The 12,550-nt window shown below is 56.1% G+C and carries 11 protein-coding genes; 3 read left to right on the forward strand and 8 right to left on the reverse strand.

What is annotated here, in order from left to right; translation table 11 throughout:
• The first annotated feature begins 311 nt into the window (after positions 1–311).
• Positions 312–1,958 carry a sulfatase family protein gene (locus tag SH139x_RS00580; RefSeq protein WP_488353350.1) on the forward strand — a complete coding sequence of 549 codons (1,647 nt, stop codon included), beginning with the start codon at positions 312–314 and terminating at the stop codon, positions 1,956–1,958.
• A gap of 60 nt (positions 1,959–2,018) precedes the next feature.
• Here the strand turns inward: SH139x_RS00580 and SH139x_RS00585 are convergent, their stop codons facing one another.
• From SH139x_RS00585 to SH139x_RS00610, 6 genes are all read right to left on the reverse strand, one after another.
• Positions 2,019–2,417, reverse strand: a complete 399-nt coding sequence (locus tag SH139x_RS00585; protein WP_488353351.1) for a hypothetical protein — start codon at positions 2,415–2,417, stop codon at positions 2,019–2,021.
• Between the two features lie 6 nt (positions 2,418–2,423).
• The gene (locus SH139x_RS00590) at positions 2,424–3,116 is read right to left on the reverse strand and encodes an AIM24 family protein (RefSeq protein ID WP_488353352.1); all 693 of its coding nucleotides are present in this window, start codon (positions 3,114–3,116) and stop codon (positions 2,424–2,426) included.
• Positions 3,113–4,408, reverse strand: coding sequence for a beta-ketoacyl-[acyl-carrier-protein] synthase family protein (locus SH139x_RS00595; protein WP_488353353.1), 1,296 nt, complete (start codon positions 4,406–4,408; stop codon positions 3,113–3,115). The genes SH139x_RS00590 and SH139x_RS00595 overlap by 4 nt, the downstream gene beginning before the upstream one ends.
• Positions 4,409–4,445: 37 nt before the next feature.
• Positions 4,446–4,970 carry a 3-hydroxyacyl-ACP dehydratase FabZ family protein gene (locus tag SH139x_RS00600; RefSeq protein ID WP_488353354.1) on the reverse strand — a complete coding sequence of 175 codons (525 nt, stop codon included), beginning with the start codon at positions 4,968–4,970 and terminating at the stop codon, positions 4,446–4,448.
• A 1-nt stretch (position 4,971) separates the two neighbouring features.
• The gene (locus SH139x_RS00605) at positions 4,972–5,361 is read right to left on the reverse strand and encodes an acyl carrier protein (protein WP_488353355.1); all 390 of its coding nucleotides are present in this window, start codon (positions 5,359–5,361) and stop codon (positions 4,972–4,974) included.
• A gap of 179 nt (positions 5,362–5,540) precedes the next feature.
• A complete protein-coding gene (locus SH139x_RS00610) occupies positions 5,541–6,038 on the reverse strand; it encodes an ApeI family dehydratase (RefSeq protein WP_488353356.1) in 498 nt (165 codons plus the stop codon).
• A gap of 199 nt (positions 6,039–6,237) precedes the next feature.
• On the opposite strand from SH139x_RS00610, the gene ptsP reads away from it, so the two are divergent.
• Positions 6,238–8,007 carry a phosphoenolpyruvate--protein phosphotransferase gene (ptsP, locus tag SH139x_RS00615; RefSeq protein WP_488353357.1) on the forward strand — a complete coding sequence of 590 codons (1,770 nt, stop codon included), beginning with the start codon at positions 6,238–6,240 and terminating at the stop codon, positions 8,005–8,007.
• The gene (locus SH139x_RS00620; RefSeq protein WP_488353358.1) at positions 8,007–10,010 is read left to right on the forward strand and encodes a protein kinase domain-containing protein; all 2,004 of its coding nucleotides are present in this window, start codon (positions 8,007–8,009) and stop codon (positions 10,008–10,010) included. Before ptsP ends, SH139x_RS00620 begins: the two co-directional genes overlap by 1 nt.
• On the opposite strand, the gene SH139x_RS00625 is transcribed toward SH139x_RS00620, so the two are convergent.
• Both SH139x_RS00625 and SH139x_RS00630 read right to left on the reverse strand, forming a co-directional pair.
• Entirely contained in the window at positions 9,976–10,716 is a 741-nt protein-coding gene (locus tag SH139x_RS00625; RefSeq protein ID WP_488353359.1) for a response regulator transcription factor, read from the reverse strand. The two genes, SH139x_RS00620 and SH139x_RS00625, sit on opposite strands and share 35 nt — an antisense overlap.
• Before the next feature lie 76 nt (positions 10,717–10,792).
• Complete coding sequence (locus SH139x_RS00630; RefSeq protein WP_488353360.1) at positions 10,793–12,541, reverse strand: sensor histidine kinase; 1,749 nt, start codon at positions 12,539–12,541, stop codon at positions 10,793–10,795.
• Between the last annotated feature and the right edge of the window lie 9 nt (positions 12,542–12,550).

Below are 12,550 nucleotides of genomic sequence, written 5' to 3' on the forward strand. Positions count from 1 at the left end.
CGTGGAGCGGCTTTCTCGGCACGCCACGAAAAACACAGGCGTACGGCTGTTTCGACCACGGTAAGCGTAACAGAAACTTGACGCAACTTCAGCCAAGATTGACTCGCTGGCGAATTCTGCGGAATAGCAGGATGCCACCGATACGAATGATTGACAGGCGGGGGAGCGTGGGGCAAAGTGGTTGCTGAGCCGCTTGAATTTTTGCCACTTCGATCTTGGCGGGCCATCCATTCGACCTTATCGGCTCTTCCGACGATGACTTCCTCGACTTAACAGGCCCTTCAGTCGCCCCCCACCTGACCACCATAGCCATGTTGATTAAATCATGCTACCGCTTGTTGACCGTCGCGATCGTGTTGGCAATCGTGCCAACCACGACCATCCAATCTTCAGCCGCCGAAGCGGCGGCAGAGCAAGCGCCCGCGCAGCAGCCCAACATCCTCTTTATCTTCTCGGACGATCATGCCGAACATGCAATTTCGGCGTATGGCTCCAAGGTGAATCAGACTCCGTTTATCGACCGCCTCGCCCAAGAGGGGGCGCGATTTACCAATTCATTCGTCACCAACTCAATCTGCACACCCAGCCGGGCGACGCTGTTGACCGGCCAATATTCACACCTCAACGGTGTGCCGGTTTTCAATCGCTTTGACGGCTCTCGTGACACAGTCGCCAAACATCTGCAAGCGGGCGGCTACCACACCGGCATGATTGGCAAGTGGCATTTAGGCTCTGATCCCACCGGGTTTGATCGCTGGATCGTGCTGCCCGGCCAGGGCTCTTACTGGAATCCTGTGTTTCTCGTGCCCGGTAAAAAGCTGACGATCGAGGGGCACTGTACCGACATTACTGGCGACCTGGGGATTGAATGGTTGGAGACTCGTCCGCGAGAGAAACCTTTCTTTCTCATGTTACATCAGAAAGCACCCCACCGCGCATGGCTGCCGGACGAGCGGAACAAGGCCCTATTTAAAGACAAACAAATCCCCGAGCCCGAAACGTTGTGGGACGACTACGCGACGAGGCCCGCCGCGTTGCCCGAGAACCAACAAACAGTCGCCAAGGACTTGACACGTCGTGATCTCAAACTGGAACCTCCCGCAGAGCTCCAAGGAAGAGAGCGCAATCAGTGGCTGAACGTCAAGCCAACGGAATTAGAGGTTACGTTGGAAGACGGTACGACCAAGACCTTAAGCGGCCAAGCATTAGTTAAATGGAAGTACCAACGTTATATGCAAGATTACTTGGCCTGCGTGCAGGGAGTCGATGATAACGTGGGCAAGATCTTGGACTATATAGATCGCAATAATTTAGCCGAGAACACGATTGTGATGTATTCAGCCGACAACGGTTGGTACCTGGGCGATATGGGGATGTACGATAAACGCTTTATGTATGAACCAGGCCTGCGAGTGCCATTGCTGGCGCGTGGCCCGGGGATCAAAGCTGGCGGCACCCCCGACGCGTTTGTTGCCAACATCGATTTGGCACCGACCTTCCTCGACTTGGCCGGGCTGGAAATCCCCAGCTTCATGCAAGGCCGATCGCTGGCCCCGTTATTGCGCGGTGAGACCCCGCAGGATTGGCGAAAGAGCGTTTACTATCGTTATTACCACGACCCCGGGCACCACAACACGGCAGCTCACTACGGAGTCCGCACGGCAACGCACAAACTGATTTACTACTGGAAGAAAGACGCTTACGAGTTATTTGATCTAGCAGCCGACCCCAGTGAGCAAACCAACTTGCTTTATACCGACGGCCAAACGTTAAGCGGCGAGGTCAGTAAGTTGTTTGCTGAGTTAAAGGGCGAGCTGGCCCGTCTGCAACGAGAATTCAAAGATGACAACCAGTATGCCGATCCCAGCGATTGGCCGGCCGGCAGCGCGGATGGCCCTTTTAATGACAAGCAACCGACGGGTGTCAAATCGGTCAGCGAAGCAATCAAGTTGCTGTAAGCGATTAAGCTGTTTCGAGCGCTCAAGCTATTGCAACAAGAGCTCATGCCGCGGTCGATGTTACTCGCCGCGGAGATAACCGGCACTGGTTTGAAAGTAGCGTTGCCGGCGAGTTTCGATTTGGGTCGCGGACTCGCTCCGCTCACGCTTAAGGTCTTCGAGGTTTGCCGAACAGTAACGACAGCCAACCCTGGAGATATGAAACTCGACATACTCTTCGACCTCGGGATCGAGCACGCCGAGGAGAAACTGGCCCAGTTCGTCGCGCTGGGGGCACGAGAGTCGGTGGCGTCTCCAAATCGCGCCGAGGGAATGCATCCCGGCGTCTTGCTGGCCGCGTAGCTGGGCGAGCCGTTGGTGCAATTCGGCGTCATCGCGGAGGGCGACTTCAACGGCAGCCATTTGGTCGGGCGGCAAGGCTTCGTCGAGGAACGCTAATAAATGTGCGTCGCTAGGCATCTTAGCTCAGCTCCCGTGTTGCAGAATGACTTCTTCATAGGGCTGAATGACGACAAATCCTTCTCCGTTAAACTCCATCTGAAACGACTCACCACTGCCCCGCCCAAAGAAGGTTTTCAGTGATACGTCGGTCTTAAATTCGGGCTGCAAATTACCTGACCAGAGGATCGTAGCGTTGGGATCGGTGCGAACGGGGTGACCGGGTCGCACCATCAGCGTCAGCGGTTCAAAGTGGGTCGTCACGGCGACCAAGCCGGTGCCGCGAACATGCACGTTGAATAGTCCGCCGGAAGCGAACGCGGCCAATTTCTTCATCATCCTCACGTCCCAGGCGAGCGTCGGTTCAAAGGCCAACAAATCATTGCCGTTGACGAAGATCGACTCGTTATTGAGTTGCAAAATCTGGACCGTCTTTCCGGCATCGGCTAGATAGAGACGTCCTTGGCCGGTGGCTTTCATGAGTGAGGTGCCTTCGCCGGAAACCGCTTTTTTCAGGAGGTTGCCTAGACCTCTTTCCAAGATGGCTTCGCGCTCGAAGCGGATGTTGCCGACGTAGGCCACCATCGCGCCCGCTTTGCTCCAGACTTCGCCATTCAGATTCACCTCGAGCATACGATCGTTTTCCAGTTGGAAATAATCGTGAGCCGTATCATCTTGGCGTGAGTTCTGAATAAACTCTTCGATGCTATAGCGACTCATGATAATTCCTGCACGTCACGAGCGAGGCAGAGCGAAACGTTTTGGCCACCGAAGCCAAACGAATTATTGAGAGCATAACGAATTTCCCCCTCGCGTGCTGTGTTGGGAACGTAATCCAGGTCACAGAGCGGGTCGGGGTTTTCGTAATTGATGGTGGGCGGGAGCACGCTGTCGCGCATCGCCAACAAGCAGACGATCATCTCCGTGACACCGGCGGCGGCGATTAAATGTCCCATCATGCTCTTGGTGCTGCTGACCGGCGTGGTCGCCGCATGTTCGCCGAAGACTTCCTTGCAAGCCAACGTCTCCACTTTGTCATTGACGGTGGTGCTGGTGCCGTGGGCGTTGATGTAATCAATATCGGCGGGGGTTAATGAAGCATCGGCAATGGCCATCCGCATTGCCGCGATCGCACCGTGGCCGTCGGGCGGGATATCGGTGATGCGATAAGCATCCGCGGTGGTTCCGTAGCCAACAATCTCTCCATAAATCGTAGCACCCCGGGCACGGGCTCGTTCTAACTCTTCGACAATCACCATGCCTGCTCCCTCGCCCAGCACAAACCCATCACGAGTGCGATCGAAGGGTCGACTGGCCTTGGTGGGGTCTTCGTTGCGAGTTGAGAGCGCGGTGAGCAAATTAAAGCCGGTAACTCCGAAGGGATGGATCATGCTGTGGGTGCCGCCGGCGAGCATCACATCGGCGTCACCGCGGCGGATAATCTCAGCCGCTTCGCCAACCGCTTGGCTGCTGGCCGCGCAAGCTGTCAAGCAATTAAAGTTGGGACCTTGGGCGTTGAACAAACCGGCCAAGTGGGCAGCCGGCATGTTGGGTTCCTGTTCCAGCTCAGCAACTGGGTCAAGAATTTCTAAGCCACACTCGACGAACTTGGCGACATCAAAATCGCCATCCCGCAGCGCCCTGGACATCATCTTTGTGAAAGCAAAAAAGTCTTGATTCCCTTCGCCGCTGCCCAAATAAATGCCGAACCGCACGGGGTCATCGATGGAATCTAAGACGCCGCTGTCAGAGACCGCTTGCAGCGCCGCTCCGGCAGCGAATTTGGTGTGACGGCCACGTCGTTGCCAGACCTCGGGGTCGGGTACGAAACTGGCGATGTCCCAATTCTTGACCTCGGCGGAGATCTTGGTGGGAAAACCGCTGGCATCGAACAACGTCGTGGGAGCCACACCACTTTGGCCCTCGCGCAGCCCTTGCCAAACAGTTTGGGCATCATGCCCCATGGGATTGATGAGACCAATTCCGGTAACGACAACGCGACGACGCGACATGGAAATTTAAGTTACGAGAGAGAAGCTGGGGCAAAAGTCACTGGTCTTGCAATGTGCCAGTGGTAACGATCGGAGTCAGCGGGTTACCAGCTTGGTCCACCGCCACTTCGAAGAACCCCATCAAACGCAACATCGTTTGCATCTGACCCGGTCCAAATAACAGCTGATCGCCAAAACGATCGGCATTCAGGAAAGCGAACATCAACTGGGCTTCAGCCTGCAATTCGCCATTCAAGTGACTCGTGCAAGTCACCAGCGCGCCATCAGGCTGCATCGTATCCAAAGTAGCATGGTAGTGGAGTTGGTCACCGGGACGCGCAGGCCGTAAAAATTCAGCCTTTGCCACTTTGGCCAACACCACGCGCTCGGTGAATCCGGAATGTTCGGAAACCAAAATTCCACCCAATTGGGCGAACCCCTCGATGATTAACGGCATGGGCAGGTACGGATGGCCCAAGCAATAATCGTCGAGCGCTTCTTCATCGAGCGCCACATTTTTGACCGCGCTTGCTTCTCGTCCACTAACAAACGAGTTAAATCGGTCGATCCAAAACCATCGCATGTCAGCTTGCTACCTTGGATTCGACGTAACGGCACATATCTTGGACGGTCAGCAGGTCGCCAAAGTCTTGGACCCGGGGATTTTGCTCGAAATTCGTTAAATTGGCCCAGGGCATCCGTCGTTTGAGCTCGGCTAACCCTTCGGCGGTGACTTTGCCTTCGCTGACATACTCGCTGTTGGTCAAAATGTCCTCGGGGGAGAGTTCTTCGCGAGGAATTTGAATATCGAACGCCTTTTCCAGCTTGAACACGATATCCAAAAAGTCGATTGATTCGGCCCCCAGATCGCCCACCAGAGTCGCCTCGGGAGTGACCTCTTCATCATCAACTCCTAAAGCGTCAACAAGGGCGGCTTGGACTTTCTCGAAAACTTCTTCGTGGCTGATACTCATCAGATTCTTTCCTTGTGAAATTTCTCAGGGCGTAAAAATAGGGCGTAAAAATATTGCGTAATCCGATCGTCTAGCGGACAAACCGGAAACAGTTTTGCGGTCGATTACGCGATTCGCGGGATGAAGTCAATCGACAAATCGAATGAAATGCCCCAAAGCGAAGCGGCGCGAACTTTTCTCTATGCTAGCGACGCCGACATGGCAGCCTTTAGCTGAGAGCCAAATAATTCGTGAAATTGCTGTTTTGTCCGTGTGCGAATGTCTTCATTGACATTAAATTGCGGCAGATCGGCGACATTCTGTCGCTCCAAAATCAATCGCGCCGAAACGCTGGTCCGTCCCTCCTTGCAAGCCTTGACCTTGGTAACCACCTGCGGCCCATCCTCTTTGACTGTTTCGGCAATAATTTCCAAAGTCTCGCCAGGAGCCAGGAAGTCGGCAAATTTGACACTTTTTGCCTCTCGTAGCAACACCAGGGGGTAAGCAAAATCGTCGCCCGTGCGTACCATCCACATCGCCGCTTGGTAACATGCTTCCAGCATCATGACCCCCGGCATTACCGGAAAATGGGGGAAGTGGTCGCGGAGGTAGTCCTCTTCCGCGCGGAGTGTGCGAAGAGCGACAATGCGTTGCCCTGGCACCAATTCGGTGATCGTGTCTATTTGTCGAAATCGCATATCCATTCCTTGCCGCAGCGAGCGAGCGGGGGAGAAAGCAGTGCTTGGGTTCGCCGTCACAGACCATCCGTGAATTCGGCGCGACTCTCGCACCTTGGGATACGGCTCAGCGGCACTAGAATAGTTTCCCTGTTTTCCCCACTCAACCGCAGAAATAGGAGAAGGCGGCTTCAAACTGAGGGGCTGCCACGATTCGGAAATGAGAAAAGGGATTGCCATCTCGCCTGGAATTGCCATCGGCGCAGCCTACTGCATCGAGGCAATTTACGTAAATCCGGACCAAGCCAAGCTAAATGAGGCCGAAGTTCCGGGCGAACTTGCCCGCCTCGATGCGGCCATCGAAGCGGTTTCCGCCGATTTAAGAAAATTACAGGCTCGCGTCGATTTTCAGCTTGGAAAAGAAGCCGCCGCCGTGTTCGCGGTCCACGAATCGATTCTCCGCGACCCGGCGCTTGCCGGACGGATGCGTGAAGCGGTGCGACGTGAACGAATCAGCAGTCAAGAGGCGCTCCGCCAGTTGATGGAGGAGTACGACGATCTGATGTCGCACCACAGCGACGCCCTGTTGCGAGATCGGATTAGCGATATTCGCGACGTCGGCCAACGTCTCAGCGTCTACCTCAGCGACGTGCTGCAAGGCGATCCACCCGAACTTCGCGGACCCGTCGTGATCGTCGCGGCCGAATTATTGCCCAGCCAACTGTTCGCCCTCGGCGATCGCGAGATCTCGGCCATCGTCACTTCCACCGGCAGCCAAACCAGCCACGCGGCGATTATCGCCCGCAGTCGAGGTATCCCCGCGGTCGTCGGCGTGCGTGATATCCTCAGCCAAGTCGCCACCGGTCAAATGGTGGTGGTCGATGGCCGCGAGGGAGTGGTGATCGTCGGCCCAGAACCCGAAACCGAAGCTGCTTATCGCAAACTGGAACGCGAATACGTCGACCTCAAAGATCGGTTGGCGGCAAATCGTGACCTGCCAGCCCAAACCGCCGATGGCCACCCACTTCGCCTGCTGGCTAATATCAATTCGCTGGCCGATGCCGAAATGGCGGTAAAAATGGGTGCCAGCGGAGTTGGTTTATACCGCACCGAATATCTCTACCTGCTGCATCCGGATGTCCCCGATGAAGACGAACAGGCGGAGGTCTACGGCCAAATGATCGCCGCCAGCCCGCACCGCGATATCACCATCCGCACCCTCGATATCGGCGGTGATAAAGGAGTCCCCTATCTGGGGCACGGAGGCCGCGAGTCAAACCCCTTTATGGGTTGGCGAAGCATCCGACTCTCCTTTGAGCATCCCGAGTTCTTTGCCACCCAATTGCGGGCCATCCTGAGAGCAGCCACCGCGGCACAATCCCAAGCCGATATCTCCCTCCGTTTGCTGTTCCCCATGATCACCAATTTGGAGGAGCTGGTCTACCTGCGAGCAATGGTCCGCCGCGCTGAAAGTCAACTACGCTTGCGAGGTCTGGAACCTATCGAAGTTCCCATAGGTATGATGGTTGAAGTCCCCGCCGCAGCGCTGGTCATCGACCAACTATTGGAATTTGTCGATTTTGTTTCCATCGGCTCCAATGATTTGGTGCAGTATGTTATGGCGGCCGATCGTGATAACCCCAAAGTCAACCACCTTTGCCAACCCCTTGCACCTGCCATGCTGCGACTCATTTGGAGCGTCGTGAAAGAGTGTCGCCGCGCGAACAAGCCGGTCACCCTCTGCGGTGAAATGGCTGGCCAACCCGAAGCGGCCGCCTTGCTGCTGGGGATGGGGCTCGATCGGCTCAGCATGAGCCCAGCTCTGGTGCCGACCATCAAGGAACTGGCCTCCCACATCACTCAAGCTGCTGCCAACGAATTGCTGACCGAAGCGATGCAACTCAGAACCACCACCGAAGTCCGGCAACTCGCCCGTCGATTTGTCGAAGCGGTCGCTCCCAACCTCGATCCCCTGGTGGCCCGCTCGTAATGTCCAAGTCGGAGCCAGCAGACGCCCAGTCTGACCAACCCGGGAATCCCCACGGCGAGCATCAAGCGCTCCCGCGGGCGACTGCCGGCGGTCTCTGCTACCGCTGCGTTTGCGGCACCGACATCTCGCTCAACAAGCATGCCGGGGAGCATACCAGCGACTCAGTCGGACGCTGCCCCAACTGCAACTTGGCAATTCCTCTCAGCGTTATTCAAGATCCAACCGTCACGATCACGCTCCCCAGCCTCAAAGCGGACTCCACCGACGATATCACGATCGATACCGCCCAGTATCAAAAAGAACTAAAATGGGCCGCCAATAACTTGCTGCCAAATTCCCTCTCGACCCGCGACTCCAGCAGCCGCATTTCCGCTGCCAGTAGTCAAGGCTTGACGGATAACAATCAACAGCTGACAGCAAATGAGCAAAATCTGACAGCAAATGAGCAAAATCTGACAGCAAATGAGCAAGACTTGACGAATAACAGCCACGACTCGGCGGACTTGGTTTCGGCTGGTGGTGCCAGATCACGGCCCGGCCGACGATTGGGGCACTTCGTCCTCCAGGAGGCCCTGGGAAACGGTGGAATGGGGACCGTCTACCGAGCACTCGATACTTCGCTCGAACGCTACGTGGCGGTCAAAGTTTTACGACAATCAAATAGCTCTGGCAGCAGTGTTTCCGGTGGGCCAGGTTATAATGATCGCCTGCGGCGGGAAGCGGTCTCACAAGCGCGCTTAAATCATCCCAACGTGGTCACAATCTACTATGTGGGTCGTGAAGGTGAAGAGCCGTTTCTGGCCATGGAATTATTGCCTGGACCAACCTTGCAAGAACGGTTGGCCGACGGCCCGCTGCCCTACGATGAATTGATTCTCTACGCCAACCAAGTTGTCAAGGCGCTGGCGGCGGCCGACCGCAGCGGATTAGTGCACGGCGACATCAAACCTAGCAATCTTTTGATGGCCGGGCCGGGGCACGTCAAGCTGAGTGATTTCGGATTATCACGTCGCAGTGGATCGGCTCGCTCCGACGGCTCCATCAGCGGGACGCCCAACTACATCGCTCCCGAGTTGATCGACGGCCAACCCCCCGATCGCCGCGCCGACATGTATGCGCTGGGCGTGACACTCTTTGAGCTGGCCTTTGCGCGCAGACCGTTCGCTTTGAAAGGCAGCTCGCTCCACGAACGTTTGCTAAGTCATCAGACGGCGACGATTGAGTTCCCTGAAAAATGGCCAGCGGAACTGCCTGAATCATTCCGTGATGTGTTAGCCCGTTTGTTGGCCAAGCATCCCGACGACCGATATCAAGATTATGGACAGCTCCAAGAGGCATTACAAAGTGTGGCACCGATCGGCAGCACGCTGGCCGGGCGCCCAGCCAGGTTTATCGCTTGGGCCATCGACATGTCGTGCTTATTCTTGCTCCAAGCCCCTTTGATCTTGCCCAACCTGGCGATGACTTTAGTGGCCATGGATAGCTACAATGAGTTTGAGCTACCAGTGTCTTATGGATGGGTGCGTTTCCTGCTCGGATGTTTAGCTTTAGTTGGTTGGATCGGCGTGCCCAGCTTAGCACTTTGGTGGGATTTGAAACGCTGGCGAACCCCCGGCCGTTATTTGATGCAGCTGCGCGTCGTTGACGTGCACGGCCTGCCACCGCCAACTCGCGTACTGATCGCCCGCAGCATCCTTCGCTATTTGGAGTTTTGGATTGGGGCGGTTTTCTCGTTGCCTTTGGTGCTCTCGTTTCCAATTGCCACGGCGGTTGCCAAAGTCCTCGCCAGGCTCTGGATCGTGGTCGATGGGGTGTTCGTGTTTGGTCCCACAAGGCGTCCGTTGCATGATCGCATCTGCCGCACGCATGTCGTGCTGGACGAGCGGAGCAGTCGGAAATTTCAGTTCAACAAGCCTGTTGCTAAACAGAGCAAGCCCGCTGCTAGCCAGGTGACTACGAACAAGGCAACTATGAACAAGGCGACTGCTGAAAATCTTCGTTGAAATCGACCCCATCATAGCGATACCCCACGCCATACACGGTGCGAATGATCGTGGGGTGACACGGGTCGGGTTCAATCCGTTTCCGCAACTGACTGATGGTTTGATCGAGTGTTCGACTGTTGGGCACGCGACTGATTCCCCAGCCACAGTTAAAAAGCGAGCGACGCGAAACGACCTCCCCTTCATGATCACTGAGCATCCGCAGCAAACGCACTTCGCGGGCCGTCAACTCAATCGTCAGGTCATCGCGATGTCCCCGCAATTGCCGCGGATTGATCACCCATGGCCCCAGCGGAAAAGCTCCCTCGGGATCGTCCATGCCGTCATTCGATGATTGACCACCACGGCTGCAGCGGCGTGAGACGGCGCGAATCCGAGCTAACAACTCACGCGTCCCAAACGGCTTGACAATATAATCATCTGCCCCCAGTTCGAGCCCCACCACTTTGTCAATCTCATCGGCCTTGGCGGTCAAAAACAAAATTGGCAAATCGGGACTGGCAACGCGAAACTCGCGACATAGGTCATAGCCGCTGCGATGGGGCATCATGACATCGAGACAGGCCAAATCAAATGCTTCGCTCGCAAACAACTCAGCCGCTTGCAAACCATCGGCGGCCGCCAGCACATAATGACCATCGGCGGTTAGCAATTCGACCAGCGCGGCCCGCGTGTGCGAGTCATCTTCGGCAACCAAAATCTTCATCGCAGCAAGTCCACAGTTAATAAGTCCACAGTTAATAAGTCTGCAGTTATTGAGTCTACAGTTAAAAAGTTCACGGTTAGACAGAGTCGTTTGCCATGCCCTTGGTGATCTCGCCGGGAGCTTGGCGGCGAACGGGAAGCGTTAATTCAAAGCGAGCCCCCGTGGTCACTGGACAAAGCCGTAATTCTCCCCCAGCCCCGCGGGCCAACTGACGTGAGATGGAAAGCCCAATGCCTGTACCCGAAGGAACATGGATCGACGAATCGATGCGAAAAAACGGACGGAAAATCCTACTTCGGTAGCGACGCGGAATGCCCGCTCCACGATCCTCCACTGTTAACCACAACTGCTCGGCCTCAAGCCGCGTTGTGACCCCCATCCAGCCACCAGCAACAGCATACTTTTCCACGTTGCTGAGTAAATTGACAAAGACTGTTTCCAACGTCTGACATTCAAACCACACCGCTTCCCCAGCTCCCGACAGACGCTCAATCTGACAATCATGACTCGCTAGCGCGGGGCCATATTGCTGAATAAGATCGTCGATCCGCTGATCAGGAATGGCGCGCTCCCAGCGAGGTTGGTAGTTGCCTTGCGGACGTTTTACTAGCTCCAAGACTCCCGCGCAAAGTCGACTGAGCCGTTGCGTTTCTTGATCGATCACGACCAAGCGCTGACGCACACCCTGCTGTAGTGTACCCTCCGTAAAACCGGCAAGATCTTGCTGCGCTAGCTCCGCGTACAGGCGGATATTCGTTAACGGCGTCCGCAGCTCGTGGGAGACTTGGCCGGCAAAGCTGACTTGCTGTTGCGCTAGGCGGGCTTGGCGACGAAAGGAGGTCACGACATAGGCTCCCAACGCCACCAGCAACACGCCGAGGGCGGCTAGCCCAATCATAATGGGTGTCGCCTGAGAACGCACGGCGATTAGGGGAGTGGTCCCCTGGTACCGCAAGCTCCAAGCCGACAGCGGCGGTCGCAAATTAACTTCCGCCCAATCGTACCACTGTCGTTTGGCAAGCTCCGCGGCCAATACTCTTTGTGCTGGCAAACCGACTTGCCGTGCTGCCTGCCGTGCGGCCGGCTCTGGTGACTGACGATCAGTCGCGGGGGCAGGTTTTTCGAAAGACTGTCTGCTCGGCCGATCGCCCCAATGGTAGACGGTGGCACCTTGGGCATCGACGAGCGAAATGCGAGTTTCAGTCCGCGCCAGCGACTCGGCGGAAAGCACCGAGCTTGCTTGTTGCCATCTTGAGTCGGGCAAACGAGCGATGAGGCGAGCCACCCAAGCGGGACGGTTCAACAGAATACCTGCCGAAGTTCCGTCGGGCCGTTGCAACCAAATCACCAACTGCAGACCTTGCTCCCGGTACCAGGGCATCCAACTGGCCTGATGATCGCCAGCGCGGAGCACCAAAGCTTCATCAATTTGGCCACGGGGGCGACCGTTAACTAATTCCTCGATCATCAGAAACTCGGTCATGCGTCGCGCATCGATTTGTGCGGGCACGCGGGGGTAGACCAGTTTGTTATTGGCATCCAGCAAGAATGCCGACTGGACTCGCGGGTCGGACCGACGCAGCTCGGCAATCCATTGTTGCGGGTCATCAGCCGCCACCAAACCGTTGAGCAAGTCTTGTTGATATTCGCCCAACAGAAGCTCGGCTTCCGTGCGCCACTGGTCGAGCTGTTGCCGTAGCACGGCCACAAAAGAATCGCGCGCCGCGGCCTCTTGCGCCGCAGTTGCGTTGGTTAGCATCCAACCAATCAGCAACAGCGGCGCCACCACCAATCCAATTAAGGCAATCAGCAAACGAATAGGCAAAGTCGAGAC

The organism is Kothea flammea, assembly GCF_052161645.1.
Classification (GTDB): Bacteria; Planctomycetota; Planctomycetia; order Pirellulales; family Pirellulaceae; genus Laterigemmans.